The organism is Streptomyces sp. NPDC001450, from assembly GCF_053597295.1.
Genome location: NZ_JBSFHY010000039.1, coordinates 52,906 through 71,537, shown reverse-complemented (window position 1 = coordinate 71,537; position 18,632 = coordinate 52,906). Strand labels below are relative to the sequence as shown.

Genomic DNA, 18,632 nt, shown 5'->3' with positions numbered 1-18,632 from the left:
TTTACCCTGGCCGGTGTGCTGCACGATGTGACTGCCGTTCGATATGTGACCCCCCTGAGGTCCGGCGGCTCCGTGCCCGCAGTCGTCGAGGCCGACGACCTCGGCACGTACGTCGTGAAGTTCACCGGTTCGGCGCAGGGCCACAAGGCGCTGGTCGCCGAGGTGATCGTCGGTGAACTCGCCCGCGCGCTCGGCCTGCGCTTCCCCGAACTGGTCCTCGTCCACTTCGACCCGGCCATCGCCGCTGACGAGCCGCACCAGGAGGTGCGAGAGCTGCACGGCGCCAGCGCGGGCGTCAATCTGGGGATGGACTACCTGCCGGGGGCGAGGGACTTCACCCCGGAGATCGCGAAGATCTTCCCCGTGGACCCTGTGGAGGCCGGCCGGATCGTCTGGCTCGACGCGCTGACCGTCAACGTGGACCGTACGATCCACAGCTCCAACCTCATGGTCTGGCCGACGTTCGGCACCGCGCCCCCGCGCCTGTGGCTCATCGACCACGGCGCCGCCCTCGTCTTCCATCACCGTTGGGACACCACGATCCCGGGCAAGAAGTACGACTTCCGCCACCACGCCCTCGGGCACTACGGCCCCGACGTCCGGGCCGCCGACGCCGAACTGGCCCCGCGTGTGACCGAGGAGCTGCTGCGGGCCGTCGTCGCCGAGGTGCCGGACCCCTGGCTGGCCGAGGACGCCGGGTTCGCCACGCCCGACGACGTCCGCGCCGCCTATGTCGACCACCTCCTCGCGCGTGTACGGCTGTCCCGGGAGTGGCTGCCCACCGACTTCCCGAGCCACGAGGAACTCGCGGCCGAGGAGGCCGCCCGTGTGGCGAAGACCCAGCAGGGCCGCCCGGCCTGGCTCAAGCGGGTCCCCGACCTGCACGGCAAGCCGGCGGCGGAACAGGATTGGTCGGCGCATCTCGGATGACCCACCGCGTCCAGATCGAGTACTGCACCCAGTGCCGCTGGCTGCCCCGTGCGGCCTGGCTGGCGCAGGAGCTGCTCACCACCTTCGAGACCGAGCTGACCGAGCTGTCGCTCAAGCCCGGCACCGGGGGCGTCTTCGTGGTCCGGGTGAACGACGAGGTCGTCTGGGACCGCCTCGAACAGGGCTTCCCGGAGCCCACGGCGGTCAAGCGCCTGGTCCGCGACCGCGTGGCCCCGGGGAAGCCGCTGGGCCACTCGGACAGGGCCGCCGAGTGATACCGGCCCGGCCGGCGTCCGACTTCACGCCTGTGCCGCAGGGACGGCTCGCGGAGGTACGTCACTCCTGCGAAGCCCCACCGATCAAGGCGTCGGCGTGGTCGCCCGACTGCTCCCTCCTCGCGCTGTTCTCCTGGAACGAGTTGCACGTCGCACGGCTGCCGGACGGCGACCCGGCCTGGCGGGTCGTCAGGGCGGACGACGAACTCCGCGGCACCACACAGTGGTTCGCCTGGGCCCCGGACGGCCGACGAGCCGCGGAGGCGTCCGGCCGTACCCTGCGGATCAGGGCCGCCGAGGACGGCACCGTCCTGGACGAGTGGGACACCGGGGTGGAAGCCGGCGGTGTCTTCTGGTCACCCGACGGAGAGCTGGTGGCCGTGACGGTGTCCGACGCCGGCCGGGGGAGCGAGCGCGGCGATCACCGTGTGGCGGGTCGCCGACCACACGATGCTGCGCCGCCTGCGTGCCCCCTGGGGTGCCGAGGAGATCGCCTGGCGCGCCGACAGCACCTGCTTCGCCTGGCGGTCGCGGTTCAGCGGCGTGTGGATCGGTGATCACGGCTCGTGGCGTCCCCGGCCGCTGCCAGGCGGCTTGCTGCGCAGCGTTTCGTCGGAAGCCGGGCGGGTGGCCGCCACCGTGCAGGGAGGCGATGCCGTCTACGTGACGGAGCCCGGCACCGGCGCCGGCCTGCGGAAGGCCGTCACGGCCCGCGATCCGAAGCCGGTGCTGCTCGTCTGGCGGCCGGGAGTGGACCGGCTGGCGGTCTCCTTCGCCGGCGGCCGGGTGGAGATCGTGGACCCCGCCTCAGGCCGCTGTGCCGCCGTGATGTCCACGGCGTTCGACATGGTGGACCGCGTCCTGTGGTCCCCGGACGGTTCGCTCCTCGCCACGGTCTGCCACGACTTCGTGACGGCCACCTACCGCGTCGAGGTCTGGGATCCCCTGACCGGGAGCCGTATCGCCCGGACCGAGGACATCGAGCGCGGGACCGGGGCGCTGGCCTGGAGCCCCGACGGCCGTCATCTGTTGACCGCCGAGAAAGAGGGCCCCTGGTGGTCCGGGACGCCTCCACCGGCCGTCGGCTGCTCGACATCCCCGTGGGCGAGGAGGTCACCGCCCGCGCGGCCTGCTGGTCGCCCGACGGACAGCGACTCGCCTTCCTCGACGGGGAATCGGCGGTACGGATCTGCGGTGCCGACGACGGCACGCCCCTGGTGCGCTCCGCTGCCACCTACGGGAACGCCGCCGCACTCCTGTGGTCCCCCGACGGACGCCTGCTCGCGACCGCGGGGGACGGGTGGGCCGCCTTCTGGCTGCCGGAGACGGGAGCGTGCCAGGCCGTGTCCCGGCTGGAGTGCCGGGTGCCGCTGGACGCGCGCTGGTCCGGCGACGGCCGCTCGTTCGCCGTCATCGGCGAGGATCACCGCCGCTACACCTGGTCGCTGCCCGACAGCAGGGACGCCCGGCAGTGCGAAGCGCTCCTGGAGCGGTCGGCGGACCAGCTGCGCGAGCTGACTGCCGAGGAGCGCCGACGGTACGGGCTGTCCACGTGAACGCCCCCGGCGCCACCCGGCGCCGGGGGCGTGGGCGGGGTCAGCCGCGCAGCTGCTCGTACGCCGGCAGGGTGAGGAAGTCGGCGTAGTCGGCGTCGAGCGACACCTGGAGCAGCAGGTCGTGGGCCTCCTGCCAGTGGCCGGCCGCGAAGGCCTCCTCACCGATCTCCTTGCGGATGGAGTCGAGTTCCTCGGCGGCGACCTTGCGAGCCAGCTCCGGGGTGGCCCTGTCGCCGTTCTCGAACTCGACGCCCGCGTTGATCCACTGCCAGATCTGGGAGCGGGAGATCTCGGCGGTGGCCGCGTCCTCCATCAGGTTGAAGATGGCGACCGCGCCGAGCCCGCGCAGCCAGGCCTCGATGTAACGGATGCCGACCTGGACGGCGTTGACGAGACCGTGGTAGGTCGGCTTCGCGTCCAGCGAGTCGATCGCGATGAGGTCGGCCGCCTCGACGTGGACGTCCTCGCGCAGTCGGTCCTTCTGGTTCGGCCGGTCGCCGAGGACCCGGTCGAAGGACTCCATGGCGATCGGCACCAGGTCCGGGTGGGCGACCCAGGAGCCGTCGAAGCCGTCGTTCGCCTCGCGGTCCTTGTCGGCGCGGACCTTCTCGAAGGCGACCTTGTTGACCTCGGCGTCCTTGCGGGAGGGGATGAAGGCCGCCATGCCGCCGATGGCGTGCGCGCCGCGCTTGTGGCAGGTGCGGACGAGGAGTTCGGTGTACGCCCGCATGAACGGTGCGGTCATCGTCACGGCGTTGCGGTCCGGCAGGACGAACTTCGGCCCGCCGTCGCGGAAGTTCTTCACGATGGAGAACAGGTAGTCCCAGCGGCCGGCGTTCAGCCCGGAGGCGTGGTCGCGCAGTTCGTAGAGGATCTCCTCCATCTCGTACGCCGCCGTGATCGTCTCGATCAGGACGGTGGCCCGGATGGTGCCCTGCGGGATGCCGAGGTAGTCCTGCGCGAAGACGAACACCTCGTTCCACAGGCGGGCCTCGAGGTGCGACTCGGTCTTGGGCAGGTAGAAGTACGGGCCCTTGCCGAGGTCCAGCAGGCGCTGGGCGTTGTGGAAGAAGTACAGGCCGAAGTCGACGAAGGCGCCGGGGACCGGCTTGCCGTCGGCGTCGACGAGGTGGCGCTCGTTCAGGTGCCAGCCGCGCGGGCGCATGACGACGGTCGCCAGCTCCTCGTTCGGGCGCAGGGCGTACGACTTGCCGGTCCGCTCGTCCGTGAAGTCGATGTCACGGGTGTAGGCGTCGCTCAGGTTGACCTGGCCGAGGACCACGTTCTCCCAGGTGGGCGCGGAGGCGTCCTCGAAGTCGGCGAGCCAGATCTTCGCGCCCGAGTTGAGCGCGTTGATGGTCATCTTCCGGTCGGTGGGGCCGGTGATCTCGACGCGCCGGTCGTTCAGCGCGGCCGGGGCCGGGGCGACCTTCCAGGAGTCGTCCGCGCGGACGGCGGCCGTCTCCGGGAGGAAGTCGAGCGTGGCGGTGCGGGCGATCTCGGCGCGGCGCTCGGCACGGCGGGCGAGGAGTTCGTCACGGCGCGGGGTGAACCGCTGGTGCAGCTCCGCCACGAAGGCGAGCGCCGCGTCGGTGAGGACCTCCTCCTGCCGGGGCAGGGGCTCGGCGTCGACGATGGCCAGCGGGGACGGCGCTGGTGCGGACATGAGCTGTCACTTCCTTCAGCGGTGGCACCGGGTGCCAAGTGGCACGAATAGGACAGTGAGCGCCCACTGTGCGGTCGGACGCTTCTGAGCAGTGGATAGTAGTTTCCTCATCGTGGAACTTCAATGGTTTGTTGATGTCGAGATTCTCTGAGTCGAGGCAAGGTGGCGCTCGGTGCCACCCCGTTCACTCAAGGTGGCTCAGGTCGGCCTCCGTGTCGATGTCGTACGGCTCGGCCACGTCCGCGCACTCCACGAGACGGACCGCCGAGGTGTGTTCCTTCAGGTAGGCGCGCGCACCGCGGTCGCCGGTGGCGCTCGCCGTGATACCCGCCCAGTGGGCCGCGCCGAAGAGCACCGGATGCCCGCGTACTCCGTCGTAGGCAGCCGAGACCAGCGAGGTGTCGCCCTCGTACGCGCCGAGTACCCGGGCCACCGCGTCCGGTCCGATCCCCGGCTGGTCGACCAGGCTCACCAGGGCCGCGCGCACGCCCGTACCGGCGAGCGAGCCGAGCCCGGCGCGCAGGGAGGAGCCCATGCCCTCGGCCCAGTCGGGGTTGTCGACCAGTACGCAGCCGCTCAGCTCGGCCCGCTCACGGACGTCGTCCGCCCGTGCGCCGAGGACGACGTGGATCCGGTCGCATCCGGCCGCGCGCAGCACCCCGACCGCGTGTTCGACCAGGGGGCGCCCCCGGTGCTCCAGCAGCGCCTTGGGCCGCCCGCCGAGCCGTCTGCCGCCGCCGGCCGCGAGCAGCAGCCCGGCGATCTCCGCACGATGGTCCCGCTTGTCCGTCATGCGTCCTGCATACCTGACGCGGGCCGCGGCAGCCGGTTTCCTTGGGCTGAATTTCGGTCCGTGCTGTGGCGCCGCGGGACGGCGTGGCGTTTACTGACCCGCGCACGACGGCGTACCAGGGGGGAGGGCTGCGTTGCGGAGCTTGGGACAGAGGCCAGTGACCGGCAGCGACGAGGATCCGAGAGTGGCGGAACTGCGGACCGCGGTGTCCCGGCTGCGCCGCGAACTCGCCGCGCTCCCGTCCGAGTTCCCCGACCGGGGCATAGCCGAGGACGAGCTGGCCACCCTGGCCGCGATGGCCGTCGACGGCATGCCGGAGATCCCGCGCCTGCGCAGGTCCCTGTTACTGATCGCGGGCGCGATCGGCTCGGTCAGCGCTCTGGCGCGGGGGTTGTCGGGGGTGCGGGACGCGGTGGACCTGTTCGGGGAGTCGCCGCGCGACCGGCAGGGCGGCTGAACCGGCCCGCCGTCAAGCCTCGTCGACAACTTCCGCGAAGGACTGCCGCAGCCTCCTTTGGCCCGCCACGCTGTCGATACGCCGCGTCGGTGGTCATACGAAAACGGGGGGCCGGCCATGGCGCGGGGCTGTGTCGGTATGCGGCTCGGCCGCGTGGGCGCGACGAGCCGCAACGCAGCCGAGCCCCGCGACGATCCGCAGCCCTCTCTCTCAGGCGCCCCTCAGGCGCCCGAACTCGCCAGCGCCTGAGAAAGCTCCTCGGCAATTCCCTGCAGCACCGGCACGATGTTCTCCGTCGCCGCCTCCGTCACCCGCCCCGCAGGCCCGGAGATGGAGATCGCAGCCGCCGTGGGGGAGTCCGGCACGGACACCGCGAGGCACCGAACCCCGATCTCCTGCTCGTTGTCGTCCACGGCGTACCCCAGCCGCCGCACGTCCTCCAGTGCGGCCAGGAACCCGTCCGGCGTGGTGATGGTCTTCTCCGTGGCGGCCGGCATCCCCGTACGGGAGAGAAGCGCGCGCACCTCGTCGTCCGGAACGTTCGCCAGCAGCGCCTTGCCCACACCCGTCGAGTGCGGAAGGACCCGTCGCCCCACCTCGGTGAACATCCGCATCGAGTGCTTCGACGGCACCTGCGCCACGTACACGATCTCGTCGCCGTCGAGCAGCGCCATGTTCGCCGTCTCGCCGGTCTCCTCGACCAGCCTGGCGAGGTACGGCCGCGCCCAGGTGCCGAGCAGCCGGGACGCGGACTCGCCGAGCCGGATCAGCCGCGGGCCGAGCGCGTACCGCCGGTTCGGCTGCTGGCGTACGTAGCCGCAGGCCACCAGCGTGCGCATCAGGCGGTGGATGGTGGGCAGCGGCAGTCCGCTGGTCGCGGAGAGCTCGCTGAGGCCGACCTCGCCGCCCGCGTCCGCCATCCGCTCGAGCAGATCGAAGGCACGCTCCAGGGACTGGACCCCGCCGCTGGCGGAGGACTTCGCGGAGTCGGTGGTGCTGGCGCTGGACGTCGGCACGGCGCGTTCCTTTCGGGACTGGCGGGAAGGGCAGAAGCCTACCCGGCAGTCGGTTGACTCCCTGCTTGTACGTAGCTACCTTCTGCTTGCTGAAATTCTAATTCCGCTTTGTGGAAACGTCCAGAGTGGGCGCTCGTGGGGTGGTGTCCAGAAGTGTGCCTCTTGACGGCGGGGTGGCGGGAGTGAAGACTCCTTCAACAGAACGTTGAATTCCGTTACGTGGGTGTAAATCCCGTTTCCTGGAAGTAAAACGGCGGCAGAGAGAGGGGCTCGGGTGTCCGACGCTGAACTGGTGCTGCGCTCGACGCGTGTCATCACTCCGGAAGGGACGCGGGCCGCCACGGTCACCGTGTCCGCAGGCAAGATCACGGCCGTACTGCCGTACGACGCCGCGGTCCCGGACACGGCACACCTGGAGGACTTCGGCGACCACGTCCTGCTGCCCGGCCTGGTCGACACCCACGTGCACGTCAACGACCCGGGCCGCACCGAGTGGGAGGGCTTCTGGACCGCCACGCGCGCGGCGGCGGCCGGCGGCATCACCACGCTCGTCGACATGCCCCTCAACTCCCTCCCGCCGACGACCACGGTCGAGAACCTGCGGGTGAAGCAGAAGGTGGCCGTCGACAAGGCGCACATCGACGTCGGCTTCTGGGGCGGCGCCCTGCCCGACAACGTCAAGGACCTGCGCCCGCTGCACGACGCCGGGGTCTTCGGCTTCAAGGCGTTCCTGTCTCCCTCGGGCGTGGACGAGTTCCCGCACCTCGACCAGGAGCAGCTCGCCCAGTCCCTGGCGGAGATCGCCGGCTTCGACGGCCTGCTGATCGTGCACGCGGAGGACCCGCACCACCTCGCCGCCGCCCCGCAGCAGGGCGGCCCCAAGTACGCCGACTTCCTCGCTTCCCGGCCGCGCGACGCCGAGGACACGGCCATCGCGAACCTCGTCGCGCAGGCCAGGCGGCTCAACGCCCGCGTACACATCCTGCACCTGTCCTCCAGCGACGCGCTGCCGCTGATCGCCGCCGCCCGGGCGGAGGGCGTCCGGGTCACGGTCGAGACCTGCCCGCACTACCTGACGCTCACGGCCGAGGAAGTCCCCGACGGCGCCAGCGAGTTCAAGTGCTGCCCGCCCATCCGCGAGTCCGCCAACCAGGACCTGCTCTGGCAGGCACTGGCCGACGGCACCATCGACTGCGTCGTCACCGACCACTCGCCCTCGACGGCCGACCTGAAGACCGACGACTTCGCCACCGCCTGGGGCGGCATCTCCGGCCTCCAGCTGAGCCTGTCGGCCGTGTGGACCGAGGCCCGGGGGCGCGGCCACGGCCTGGAGGACGTGGTCCGCTGGATGTCCACGCGGACGGCCGCCCTGGTCGGCCTGCACGACAAGGGCGCCATCGAGGCCGGCCGCGACGCCGACTTCGCCGTCCTCGCCCCCGACGAGACCTTCACCGTCGACCCGGCCGGCCTCCAGCATCGCAACCGGGTCACCGCGTACGCCGGAAAGACCCTGTACGGCGTCGTGAAGTCCACCTGGCTGCGCGGCGAGCGCATCGTCGCGGACGGCGAGTTCACCGAGCCGAAGGGCCGACTTCTCTCCCGCCCCCAGTGAGCCATCCTCCGCACCCGCATCCCGCCGACTCCCGAAAGGAACCCCTGATCACCGTGACGGCGCAGCAACCATCGAGTTGGGCCAGCTTCACCGGCGACGCGAACCCCTACGGAGGAGGCGACCCGTACGCGGACTACCGCACCGCCGACTTCCCCTTCACCCAGTACGCCAACCTCGCCGACCGGCAGCTCGGCGCCGGAGTCATCGCCGCCAACGACGAGTTCTTCGCCCAGCGGGAGAACCTGCTGCTGCCCGAGGCCGCCGAGTTCGACCCCGAGCACTTCGGCCACAAGGGCAAGATCATGGACGGCTGGGAGACCCGCCGCCGGCGCGGCGCCTGCGCCGAACACCCCTGGCCCACGGCCGAGGACCACGACTGGGCGCTGGTCCGCCTCGGCGCGCCGGGTGTCGTGCGCGGCATCGTCGTCGACACGGCCCACTTCCGCGGCAACTACCCGCAGGCGGTGTCGGTCGAAGGCGCCTCGGTGCCGGGCTCCCCGTCGCCCGAGGACCTGCTGTCCGACGACGTGAAGTGGACGACGCTGGTCCCGCGCACGGCGGTGGGCGGCCACGCGGCGAACGGCTTCGCGGTCTCCGTCGAACAGCGCTTCACCCACCTGCGCGTCAACCAGCACCCCGACGGCGGCATCGCGCGCCTGCGCGTGTACGGCGAGGTCGTACCCGACCCCGAGTGGCTGGCGGTCCTGGGCACGTTCGACGTGGTCGCCCTGGAGAACGGCGGCCAGGTCGAGGACGCCTCCAACCTGTTCTACTCGCCGGCCACCAACACCATCCAGCCGGGCCGGTCCCGCAAGATGGACGACGGCTGGGAGACACGCCGCCGCCGTGACCAGGGCAACGACTGGATCCGCTACCGGCTGGCCGCCCAGTCCCAGATCCGCGCGATCGAGATCGACACGGCCTACCTGAAGGGCAACAGCGCGGGCTGGGCGTCGGTCTCCGTCAAGGACGGCGAGGACGGCGACTGGACCGAGATCCTCCCGCGCACCCGCCTCCAGCCCGACACCGACCACCGCTTCGTACTCCCGCAGCCGGCCGTCGGCACGCACGCGCGCGTGGACATCTTCCCCGACGGCGGCATCTCCCGCCTGCGGCTGTACGGCACCCTGACGGAGGCGGGCGCGACGGCCCTGGCGACGCGCCACCAGGAGCTGGGCGGCTGATCCACCCGCACACGCGCGTGGGGCGCACCGGCCGGGACGGCACCGGTGCGCTCCACGGGTCCTCTCAGGACGGGCGTGGTCCGAAACGGCTCACGCCGCGTGTCCGCCGTCCACCGCGAACTCCGCGCCCGTGACGTACGCCGCCTCCGGCCCCGCCAAGTACGCCACCATGGACGCCACTTCCTGCGCCGTCCCGAACCGCCCGAGCGCCGTCATCGCCGCCTGCGCGGACGCGTAGGGTCCGGACGCCGGGTTCATGTCCGTGTCCGTCGGCCCGGGATGGACGATGTTCGCGGTGATGTCGCGTTCCCCGAGTTCCCGCGCGAGTGCCTTCGTCAGACCCACCAGAGCCGCCTTGCTCGTCGCGTACAGCGTCCCGCCCGGCCCCGGCACCCGCTGCGTCATGCACGTACCGATCGTGACGATCCGCCCGCCGGCCGGCATCCGCGCGGCCGCCGCCTGGGAGGCCAGGAACACTCCGCGCACGTTCACCGCGAGCACCAGGTCGACCTCCTCCAGCGTGAGCGTGTGCAGCGGACCCAGCAGCCCCACGCCCACGTTGTTCACCAGCACGTCGAGCCCGCCGAAGACCTCCGCCGTACGCTCCACCGCGTCCGCCGCCTCACCGGCGTCCGCCGAGTCGGCGCGCAGGGCCACCGCCCGGCGCCCCAGCGCCTCCACGGCCCGTACGACGTCCTCGGCCGCCTCCTTGCCGTTCACGTAGGTCACCGCCACATCCGCACCCGCACGCGCGAGCCGCAGGGCGGCCGCCGCCCCGATGCCCCGGCTGCCGCCGGTCACCAGGGCCACCTTGCCGTTCAGAGTTCCATGAGCCGTCATGCCTCCATCCCAGCGGCCGCGAAGGCCGTCCGCTGGCGGCGAACGGACACCGAATCCGGCCACCGCCGGAACTCTTCGCTCCCCCTCCCGCGTTCTCCCCGCGTGACCCTTCAGCAAGAGATCGTCGGCAACGCCATGCAGATGGCGGTCGTCAACCTGCACCCCGGCCAGACCGTGTACTGCGAGGCGGGGAAGTTCCTGTTCAAGACGACGAACGTGACCATGGAGACTCGCCTGTCCGGCCCGTCGGGCAACGGCAACGGCGGTCAGCAGAGCGGCTCGGGCGGCGGCATGGGCGGCATGCTGCGCCAGGCCATGGGCACCGCCATGCAGGTCGGCCAGCGCATGCTGGCCGGCGAGTCGCTGGCGTTCCAGTACTTCACCGCCCAGGGCGGCGAGGGCACGGTCGGCTTCGCGGGCGTGCTGCCCGGCGAGATGCGCGCCCTGGAACTGGACGGCACGCGCGCGTGGTTCGCCGAGAAGGACGCGTTCGTGGCCGCCGAGTCCAGCGTCCAGTTCGGCATCGCCTTCCAGGGCGGCCGTACGGGCATGAGCGGTGGCGAGGGCTTCATCCTGGAGAAGTTCACCGGGCACGGCACGGTGATCATCGCGGGCGCGGGCAACTTCATCGACCTGAACCCGGCGGACTTCGGCGGCCGGATCGAGGTGGACACGGGCTGTGTGGTCGCCTTCGAGGAGGGCATCCAGTACGGCGTCCAGCGCGTCGGCGGCCTCAACCGGCAGGGCGTCATGAACGCCGTCTTCGGCGGCGAGGGCCTGTCCCTGGCCACCCTGGAGGGCAACGGAAGGGTGATCCTGCAGTCCCTCACCATCGAGAGCCTCGCGGCCGCCCTGAAGAAGGCCCAGGGCGGTGACAAGCAGGGCCCGACCGGCGGACTGTTCTCGACGCACGCGGGCTGAACCGATGAGTTGCGGGTGTGTGCGGGGTTTGGAACCGCTGGCTCTCAACCGAGTTTCCTACGCCCTCCCCGAAGACACCCGGGCCTGAGGCAGAGCCGCAGGTTAACTTCCCGAAAACTCATCGGACTTGACGGGAAAATCTTCAACTTTGTCGTTGACATGCCAACGTCTACGCGCGTCATCATGGAGCCATGAGATTCCCCCCACGCGCAACTCGCATCGGCGCCGCAGCCGCCCTCCTGTCCGCCCTCCTCGTCGGTGGCACCGTCTCCGCCACCACGGCGGACGCCGCCGCCGTCTCCGCCGGCAGCATCTGCTACAGCGACCTGCCGTCGCAGGCGTACGACACCCTGGAGCTGATCGACCAGGGCGGTCCCTTCCCGTACTCGCAGGACGGCACCGTCTTCTCGAACCGTGAAGGCGTCCTGCCCAAGCAGTCGTCCGGCTACTACCACGAGTACACGGTGAAGACCCCCGGCTCCTCCACGCGCGGTGCCCGGCGCATCGTCACCGGCGAGGAGTACCAGGAGGACTACTACACCTCGGACCACTACGCCACGTTCGACCTGATCGACTTCGGCTGCTGAGCCGGACGGTCCGGTCCCGGGGAACGGCGCGCCCGGCCGGGGGTCCGGTCCGCGCTCAGCCGGACTTCCGGCCGTCCGCGACGGCGAACAGCGCGAACGCGAGCAGCAGGAGCGCCACGCTCGCGTAGACCTCGTAGCCGTCGAGGAATCCGATCCGCTGCACGAGACCCACGTGCCAGTGGGTGAACTCGTGCACCAGGCCCAGGACGCCCTGCACCAGGGCGATGAATCCGAGAAGTTCCAGCAGCTGTTTCATGGCACGACTCTCGCCCCGCGGCTTCCCCCCACACATCGGCCGCGGGGCGAGGCGTGTGTGCCGGAGGAACGACTTCCCGTCCGGGCGGCACCACCGAAAGTCCACAGCGGTGCGACTTTGGTCGGCGATCCGCAGCGCGGGGCGCTCGCCCGAGCCGATCCTGCGTAGATTTGTCGGCCGTGAGCAAAGTCGAGTCGGCGCGGGCGCCGCAGGAGTTCGCGGGCCGCCGGTGGCTGTTCCCGTCCGCCCTGATGCACGAGCTGGACCCGGACGCCGGGGCCGCGGACCGACGGCCACGGCGCACCGCGCGCGACTGGGTCGTCGACTTCTCGTGTTTCCTGCTGGCCGTCGTGCTCGGCCTGGCGGCCGCGCAGTCCCTGTCCGAGGAAGCCGGGCTGCCGGACTCCCTCGCCGTGCTCGACCAGGTGCTGGGCGCCCTCGCCTGCGGGGCGCTCTGGCTGCGCCGCCGGTGGCCGGTCCCACTCGCCGTCGCGATGATCCCGGTCGGGTTCCTGTCCAACACCGCGGGCGGCGCCGGGATGGTCGTCATCTTCGCCCTCGCGGTGCACCGGCCCTTCCGCTACGTCGCCTTGGTCGGCGGCATCGACCTCGCCCTGCTCCCGCTCTTCTACTGGCTGCGACCCGACCCCGAACTGCCCTATGCCGGAGTCCTCGCCTTCACCGTGCTGCTCACCCTCTCCCTCATCGGCTGGGGCATGTTCGTACGCTCCAAGCGGCAGCTCATGCTGAGCCTGCGCGACCGGGCCCGGCGTGCGGAGACAGAGGCGCGGCTGCGTGCCGAGCAGGCGCAGCGGCTCGCCCGCGAGGCCATCGCCCGCGAGATGCACGACGTGCTGGCCCACCGGCTCACCCTGCTCAGCGTGCACGCCGGAGCCCTGGAGTTCCGGCCGGACGCGCCCCGCGACGAGATAGCGCGGGCGGCCGGGGTCATCCGGGAGAGCGCCCACGAGGCGCTGCAGGACCTCAGGGAGATCATCGGCGTGCTGCGGGCCGGGGAGTCCGACGACGCGGCCGGGAGCCGCCCGCAACCGACGCTGGCCGCGCTGGACACCCTGGTCGCCGAGTGCCGTGAGGCCGGCATGAAGGTCACCCTCGACCAGCGCGTCACCGACCCGGCCGCCCTCCCCGCCTCGGTCGGCCGCACCGCCTACCGCATCGCCCAGGAGGCCCTGACCAACGCCCGCAAACACGCCCCCGGCACCGACGTCACCGTCCAGGTCACCGGCACCCCCGGGTCCGGCCTGACGATCACGGTGCGCAACCCCGCCCCCGAATCCGACGTCCCGCCGGTGCCCGGCTCCGGGCAGGGCCTGATCGGCCTGACCGAACGCGCCACGCTGACCGGCGGCAACTTGGAGCACGGGGCGACGGCGGACGGGGGGTTCGAGGTGCGGGGGTGGCTGCCGTGGGGCGGTGACTGAGCTGCGGCGGGGCGGCCTCCCTTGGCCGGGACGCGCCCACCACCCCGCGTCCCCGTGATTACGTAACTCCCATGACTGTGACTCCGATCAGACTTCTCCTCGTCGACGACGACCCCCTGGTGCGCGCCGGACTCGCGCTGATGATGGGCGGGTCCGGGGACATCGAGATCGTCGGGGAGGCCGCCGACGGCGGCGAGGTCGAGGACGCGGTGCAGCGGACCCGGCCGGACGTCGTGCTCATGGACATCCGGATGCCGTCGGTGGACGGGCTCACGGCCACCCAGCGGCTGCGGGAGCGGACGGACGCACCCGAGGTCGTGGTGCTCACCACCTTCCACGCCGACGAGCAGGTGCTGCACGCCCTGCGCGCGGGTGCCGCCGGGTTCGTGCTCAAGGACACCCCGCCCGCCGAGATCGTCGACGCGGTGCGCCGGGTCGCGGCCGGGGAACCGGTGCTGTCGCCCGCGGTCACCCGCCAGCTGATGCGGCACGCGGCCGGCACCGCCGCCGACTCCCGGCAGGCACACGCGCGGGAGCGGCTCGCCGCGCTCAACGACCGCGAGCGGGAGGTCGCCGTCGCCGTCGGCCGGGGCCTGGCCAACGCCCGGATCGCCGCCGAGCTCTTCATGAGCGTGGCCACCGTCAAGACCCACGTCTCCCGCATCCTGGCCAAGCTGGGCCTCAACAACCGGGTCCAGATCGCCCTGCTGGCCTACGACGCGGGACTTCTCGACGAGGACGGGCACTAAGCGGGCACCCCGCGCGTTGTTCCTGCACCGGGAGGTGCCCGGTAGGCCTCGGGGGAGTCCGGAAGGGGAGCGATGGACAGGCAACACGTGGTCGACCTGGGTGAGTTCGGGGACGCCTTCCGCCGGGATCCGCATCCGGTGTACGAGCGCCTGCGCGAGCAGGGCCCCGTGCACCGCGTCCGGCTGCCGGGAGCGGACGAGGGGTACGAGGCCTGGCTGTTGGTGGGGTACGAAGAGGCGCGGGCGGCCCTCGTCGACCCCCGGCTGGCCAAGGACGGATCCAAGATCGGCACGACCTTCCTGGACGAGGACATGGTCGGCAAGTACCTGCTGGCCACCGACCCGCCTCAGCACACCCGCCTGCGCGGCCTGGTCACCCGCGCGTTCACGATGCGCCGGGTGGAGCGGCTGCGTCCGCGGATCCAGCAGATCACCGACGACCTGCTGGACGAGATGGTGCCGCGCGGTCGCGCCGACCTCATCGACGCACTCGCCTTCCCGCTGCCCATCACCGTCATCTGTGAACTCCTGGGCGTCCCGGACATGGATCGCGCGGAGTTCCGGAAGCTGTCCACCGAGGTGGTCGCGCCGACCAACGGGGACACGGAGTACGAGGCGGTCATCCGCCTCGGCGAGTACCTCACCGAGCTGATCGAGGACAAGCGCTCCGCCGGACGGACCGACGACCTGCTCAGCGACCTGATCCGCACCACCGCCGAGGACGGCGACCGGCTCTCCGCGCGGGAACTGCGCGGCATGGCCTTCCTGCTGCTCATCGCCGGCCACGAGACCACGGTCAACCTCATCGGCAACGGCGTTCTCGCCCTCCTCACCCACCCCGACCAACTCGCCGCCCTGCGTGCCGACATGAGCCTCCTCGACGGCGCCGTCGAGGAGATGCTGCGCTATGAGGGCCCGGTACAGAGCGGCACGTTCCGGTACGCCGCCGAGACCCTGGAGATCGCCGGCACGACGATCGAGAAGGGCGAGCAAGTGATCGTAGGCCTCACCGCCGCCCAGCGCGACGGCGACCGCTACAGCGACCCGCACCGGTTCGACATCCGCCGCGACACCCGCGGCCACCTCGCCTTCGGCCACGGCATCCACTACTGCCTGGGCGCGCCCCTGGCCCGCCTGGAGGGCCGCACGGCCATCGGTACCCTCCTGGAGCGCGCCCCCGGACTCGCGCTCGACGGCTCGCCCGGCGAGTGGCTGCCAGGCCTGCTGATGAGAGGGATGCGCACCCTGCCGGTGCGCTGGTGAGCGCAGCGGCTTCAGCCGTACGACGGCTGCGCCCCGTCCTGGACCTCCGCCAGCCGTACCGGGCGGCGCTCCCGCCGGGACATCTCGCACGCCTCGGCGATCCGCAGCGCCTGCAGAGCCTCGTGGCCGTCGCACGGGTTGGGCCGCTGACCGTGCAGCACGTCGACGAAGGCGCACAGCTCGGCCTCGTAGGCGGGCCCGAACCGCTCCAGGAAGCCGGCCCACGGCTTGTCCGCGGGCGGCGGCCCGGTCGGCTCGGTGGACGCCACCGGCGTACGGTCGTCCAGGCCCACCACGACCGTGTCCCGCTCCCCGGCCAGCTCCATGCGGACGTCGTAGCCGGCGCCGTTGAGCCGGGTCGCCGTGGCCGTCGCCAGCGTGCCGTCGTCCAGCGTGAGCAGGGCCGCGCCGGTGTCGACGTCACCGGCCTCGCGGAACATCGCGGGGCCGGCGTCCGACCCCGTCGCGTACACGTCCACGACCTCACGGCCCGTCACCCAGCGCAGCGCGTCGAAGTCGTGGATCAGCGTGTCCCGGAACAGCCCGCCGGACAGCGGCAGCCACTCCGGCGGGGGAGGGGACTGGTCGGAGGTCATCGCCCGGACGGTGTGCAGCCGCCCGAGCCGGCCCGAGCGCACCGCCTCCCGGGCGCCCGCGTACCCCGCGTCGAAGCGCCGCTGGAAGCCCATCTGCAGCACCGTGCCGGCCGTCTCGACCTCGGCGAGCGCGGCCAGCGTGCCCGGCAGGTCGAGGGCGATCGGCTTCTCGCAGAAGACCGGCAGGCCCGAGCGGGCTGCCCGACCGATCAGTTCGGCGTGCGCCGCCGTGGCCGTGGTGATCACCACCGCGTCCACGCCCCACTTGAAGATCTCGTCCACCCCCGGCGCCGCCGTCTCGCCCAGGCGGTGCGCCAGCCCCTGCGCGCGCGCCGGATCCGCGTCCGTCAGGATCAGCGATCCGACCTCACGGTGGCGGCTCAGCGTGTTCGCATGAATGGTGCCGATGCGGCCCGTACCGATGACCCCGATGCGCATGGAAACAAAGTGAGGGCCGACCCCGTGCGCTGTCAATGCTAATGTCCGAACAACTGGACAATCTGTCTACACAACTTCCCGTCAACCGAGCACGGGGCTACGCTCGAGCCCGTGCCGAAACCAGATGTGGACCCGACCGTGTCACTCGACCTCCGTGTGGACCGTAGTTCGCCGGTACCGTTGTACTTCCAGCTCTCCCAGCAGCTGGAGGCCGCCATCGAGCACGGCAGTCTCACGCCAGGCAGCCTCCTGGGCAACGAGATCGAGCTGGCCGCCCGGCTCGGCCTGTCCCGGCCGACCGTCCGCCAGGCCATCCAGTCCCTCGTCGACAAGGGCCTGCTGGTGCGCCGCCGGGGCGTGGGCACCCAGGTCGTGCACAGCCAGGTCAAGCGCCCCCTGGAGCTGAGCAGCCTCTACGACGACCTGGAGGCGGCCGGCCAGCGGCCCGCGACCAAGGTCCTGGTGAACACCGTCGTCCCCGCCTCCGCCGAGGTCGCCGCCGCGCTCGCCGTCGCCGAGGGCAGCGACGTGCACCGCATCGAGCGCCTGCGCCTCGCCCACGGCGAACCGATGGCCTACCTGACCAACTTCCTGCCACCCGGCCTGCTCGACCTGGACACCGGCCAGCTGGAGGTCACCGGCCTCTACCGGCTGATGCGCTCCGCCGGGATCACCCTGCACAGCGCCCGCCAGTCGATCGGCGCCCGCGGCGCCACGGCCGCCGAGGCCGAGCGGCTCGCCGAGGCGGAGGGTGCCCCGCTGCTCACCATGCAGCGCACCACCTTCGACGACACCGGCCGGGCGGTCGAGTTCGGCGACCACACCTACCGCCCCACCCGTTACTCCTTCGAGTTCCAGCTGCTGGTGCGCCCCTGAGCCCCGCCGGTCATTCGTCGCAATGTCCGGACAATGCGCCGGGCGGACGCTCCCCAGTCGTGTCAGCAGTGTTCCCCGTGTTCGATACTGGAGCGTTTGGGGCCGCTGAGGTGATCACCGGCCCCTTGCGTACGGACGAACACGGCAAGAAGGGCACGGCCTCGTGGCACGGTTTCGGACCTGGGTAGGCATAACGCTGGCAGGGGCACTCTCCGTGTCCCTGGCCGGGTGCAGCAGCACCGGCGGCAAACGGGCCGAGGACGCCCGCAAGGCCGCCGCCGCCCAGGGCAGGGCGGCGGTGAACACCCCCCGCTGGACCTTCGCGATGATCACTCACTCGGGGGACGGCGACACCTTCTGGGACATCGTGCAGAGCGGTGCCGAGCAGGCCGCCGTCAAGGACAACATCAACTTCCTGTACTCGCACGACGACGAGGCCCAGCAGCAGGCCCAGCTGGTGGACGCGGCGGTCGACAAGAAGGTCGACGGCATCATCGTCACACTCGCCAAGCCCGACGCCCTCAAGGCCGCCGTGGCCCGCGCCGAGAAGGCCGGCATCCCGGTGATCACGGTGAACTCCGGCTCCGAGGAGTCCAAGGCCTTCGGCGCCCTCACCCACATCGGCCAGGACGAGACCATCGCCGGCGAGGCCGTCGGCGAGGAGCTGAACAAGCGCGGCCGCAAGAACGCCCTGTGCGTCCTGCACGAGCAGGGCAACGTCGGTCACGAGCAGCGCTGCGACGGCGTCGCGAAGACGTTCCACGGCAAGGTCGAGAAGCTCTACGTCAACGGCACCGACATGCCCGACGTGCAGTCCGCGATCGGGGCCAAGCTCCAGGCGGACAAGTCCGTCGACGCCGTCGTCACCCTCGGTGCCCCCTACGCCGACACCGCCGTGAAGGCGAAGGCCGACGCGGGCAGCAGGGCCGAGGTCGACACCTTCGACCTCAACGCCAAGGTCGCCGCCGAGCTGAAGGACGCCACCCTCGGCTTCGCCGTGGACCAGCAGCCGTACCTGCAGGGCTACCAGGCCGTCGACCTGCTGTGGCTGTACAAGTACAACGGCGACGTCCTCGGCGGCGGTCAGCCGGTCCTCACCGGCCCGCAGATCATCACCAAGGACCAGACGGCCGCCCTCGCGGAGTACACCGAGCGGGGCACCCGATGACCGTCAC

21 protein-coding genes are annotated in these 18,632 nt (G+C 71.5%); 14 read left to right on the top strand and 7 right to left on the bottom strand.

The window, feature by feature from the left end; all coding sequences use genetic code 11:
* Positions 1–15 precede the first annotated feature (15 nt).
* From ACWC5O_RS34270 to ACWC5O_RS34260, 3 genes are read left to right on the top strand one after another with little or no spacing between them, the layout of a single operon-like run.
* Positions 16–930, top strand: coding sequence for a HipA family kinase (locus ACWC5O_RS34270; protein WP_450582781.1), 915 nt, complete (start codon positions 16–18; stop codon positions 928–930).
* A complete protein-coding gene (locus ACWC5O_RS34265; RefSeq protein ID WP_450582783.1) occupies positions 927–1,205 on the top strand; it encodes a SelT/SelW/SelH family protein in 279 nt (92 codons plus the stop codon). The genes ACWC5O_RS34270 and ACWC5O_RS34265 overlap by 4 nt, the downstream gene beginning before the upstream one ends.
* Before the next feature lie 32 nt (positions 1,206–1,237).
* Positions 1,238–1,762 (top strand): hypothetical protein, encoded by a 525-nt coding sequence (locus ACWC5O_RS34260; protein WP_450582785.1) that lies wholly within the window; start codon positions 1,238–1,240, stop codon positions 1,760–1,762.
* Positions 1,763–1,864: 102 nt separating this feature from the next.
* On the opposite strand, the gene ACWC5O_RS34255 is transcribed toward ACWC5O_RS34260, so the two are convergent.
* Positions 1,865–2,053: a hypothetical protein gene (locus tag ACWC5O_RS34255; RefSeq protein ID WP_450582787.1), complete on the bottom strand. Its 189-nt coding sequence runs from the start codon at positions 2,051–2,053 to the stop codon at positions 1,865–1,867.
* 207 nt (positions 2,054–2,260) lie between these two features.
* On the opposite strand from ACWC5O_RS34255, the gene ACWC5O_RS34250 reads away from it, so the two are divergent.
* Positions 2,261–2,761 (top strand): WD40 repeat domain-containing protein, encoded by a 501-nt coding sequence (locus tag ACWC5O_RS34250; protein WP_450582789.1) that lies wholly within the window; start codon positions 2,261–2,263, stop codon positions 2,759–2,761.
* Positions 2,762–2,801: 40 nt separating this feature from the next.
* Here the strand turns inward: ACWC5O_RS34250 and aceB are convergent, their stop codons facing one another.
* Both aceB and ACWC5O_RS34240 read right to left on the bottom strand, forming a co-directional pair.
* Positions 2,802–4,427, bottom strand: a complete 1,626-nt coding sequence (gene aceB, locus ACWC5O_RS34245; protein WP_450582791.1) for a malate synthase A — start codon at positions 4,425–4,427, stop codon at positions 2,802–2,804.
* A 184-nt stretch (positions 4,428–4,611) separates the two neighbouring features.
* Positions 4,612–5,220: a nucleotidyltransferase family protein gene (locus tag ACWC5O_RS34240; RefSeq protein ID WP_450582793.1), complete on the bottom strand. Its 609-nt coding sequence runs from the start codon at positions 5,218–5,220 to the stop codon at positions 4,612–4,614.
* 157 nt (positions 5,221–5,377) lie between these two features.
* Between ACWC5O_RS34240 and ACWC5O_RS34235 the strand changes: the two genes are divergently transcribed.
* A complete protein-coding gene (locus ACWC5O_RS34235) occupies positions 5,378–5,677 on the top strand; it encodes a DUF5955 family protein (RefSeq protein WP_450582795.1) in 300 nt (99 codons plus the stop codon).
* Between the two features lie 221 nt (positions 5,678–5,898).
* Here ACWC5O_RS34235 and ACWC5O_RS34230 read toward each other — a convergent pair whose 3' ends face one another.
* The gene (locus tag ACWC5O_RS34230; RefSeq protein WP_450582797.1) at positions 5,899–6,693 is read right to left on the bottom strand and encodes an IclR family transcriptional regulator; all 795 of its coding nucleotides are present in this window, start codon (positions 6,691–6,693) and stop codon (positions 5,899–5,901) included.
* A 274-nt stretch (positions 6,694–6,967) separates the two neighbouring features.
* Between ACWC5O_RS34230 and allB the strand changes: the two genes are divergently transcribed.
* Both allB and alc read left to right on the top strand, forming a co-directional pair.
* Entirely contained in the window at positions 6,968–8,305 is a 1,338-nt protein-coding gene (gene allB, locus ACWC5O_RS34225) for an allantoinase AllB (protein ID WP_450582799.1), read from the top strand.
* Positions 8,306–8,358: 53 nt separating this feature from the next.
* Entirely contained in the window at positions 8,359–9,489 is a 1,131-nt protein-coding gene (gene alc / locus ACWC5O_RS34220) for an allantoicase (protein ID WP_450582800.1), read from the top strand.
* 90 nt (positions 9,490–9,579) lie between these two features.
* On the opposite strand, the gene ACWC5O_RS34215 is transcribed toward alc, so the two are convergent.
* Complete coding sequence (locus tag ACWC5O_RS34215) at positions 9,580–10,329, bottom strand: SDR family oxidoreductase (protein ID WP_450582802.1); 750 nt, start codon at positions 10,327–10,329, stop codon at positions 9,580–9,582.
* 102 nt (positions 10,330–10,431) lie between these two features.
* Here ACWC5O_RS34215 and ACWC5O_RS34210 point away from each other — a divergent pair, with 102 nt between their 5' ends.
* Together ACWC5O_RS34210 and ACWC5O_RS34205 are read left to right on the top strand one after the other, a co-directional pair.
* Positions 10,432–11,250: an AIM24 family protein gene (locus tag ACWC5O_RS34210; RefSeq protein ID WP_450582804.1), complete on the top strand. Its 819-nt coding sequence runs from the start codon at positions 10,432–10,434 to the stop codon at positions 11,248–11,250.
* Positions 11,251–11,441: 191 nt separating this feature from the next.
* A complete protein-coding gene (locus ACWC5O_RS34205) occupies positions 11,442–11,837 on the top strand; it encodes a ribonuclease domain-containing protein (protein WP_450582806.1) in 396 nt (131 codons plus the stop codon).
* A gap of 55 nt (positions 11,838–11,892) precedes the next feature.
* Here ACWC5O_RS34205 and ACWC5O_RS34200 read toward each other — a convergent pair whose 3' ends face one another.
* Entirely contained in the window at positions 11,893–12,093 is a 201-nt protein-coding gene (locus ACWC5O_RS34200; RefSeq protein ID WP_450582808.1) for a hypothetical protein, read from the bottom strand.
* A gap of 251 nt (positions 12,094–12,344) precedes the next feature.
* Between ACWC5O_RS34200 and ACWC5O_RS34195 the strand changes: the two genes are divergently transcribed.
* The 3 genes from ACWC5O_RS34195 to ACWC5O_RS34185 all read left to right on the top strand — a co-directional run bounded on the left by ACWC5O_RS34195 (position 12,345) and on the right by ACWC5O_RS34185 (position 15,547).
* Positions 12,345–13,535, top strand: coding sequence for a sensor histidine kinase (locus tag ACWC5O_RS34195; protein ID WP_450583194.1), 1,191 nt, complete (start codon positions 12,345–12,347; stop codon positions 13,533–13,535).
* Between the two features lie 77 nt (positions 13,536–13,612).
* Complete coding sequence (locus ACWC5O_RS34190) at positions 13,613–14,284, top strand: response regulator transcription factor (protein ID WP_450583195.1); 672 nt, start codon at positions 13,613–13,615, stop codon at positions 14,282–14,284.
* A 72-nt stretch (positions 14,285–14,356) separates the two neighbouring features.
* The gene (locus ACWC5O_RS34185) at positions 14,357–15,547 is read left to right on the top strand and encodes a cytochrome P450 family protein (RefSeq protein WP_450582810.1); all 1,191 of its coding nucleotides are present in this window, start codon (positions 14,357–14,359) and stop codon (positions 15,545–15,547) included.
* An 11-nt stretch (positions 15,548–15,558) separates the two neighbouring features.
* Here the strand turns inward: ACWC5O_RS34185 and ACWC5O_RS34180 are convergent, their stop codons facing one another.
* Positions 15,559–16,581 carry a Gfo/Idh/MocA family protein gene (locus ACWC5O_RS34180; RefSeq protein WP_450582811.1) on the bottom strand — a complete coding sequence of 341 codons (1,023 nt, stop codon included), beginning with the start codon at positions 16,579–16,581 and terminating at the stop codon, positions 15,559–15,561.
* 138 nt (positions 16,582–16,719) lie between these two features.
* Here ACWC5O_RS34180 and ACWC5O_RS34175 point away from each other — a divergent pair, with 138 nt between their 5' ends.
* A complete protein-coding gene (locus ACWC5O_RS34175; protein ID WP_450583197.1) occupies positions 16,720–17,457 on the top strand; it encodes a GntR family transcriptional regulator in 738 nt (245 codons plus the stop codon).
* A gap of 163 nt (positions 17,458–17,620) precedes the next feature.
* Positions 17,621–18,625 carry a sugar ABC transporter substrate-binding protein gene (locus tag ACWC5O_RS34170; protein ID WP_450582813.1) on the top strand — a complete coding sequence of 335 codons (1,005 nt, stop codon included), beginning with the start codon at positions 17,621–17,623 and terminating at the stop codon, positions 18,623–18,625.
* The last annotated feature ends 7 nt before the right edge of the window (positions 18,626–18,632 follow it).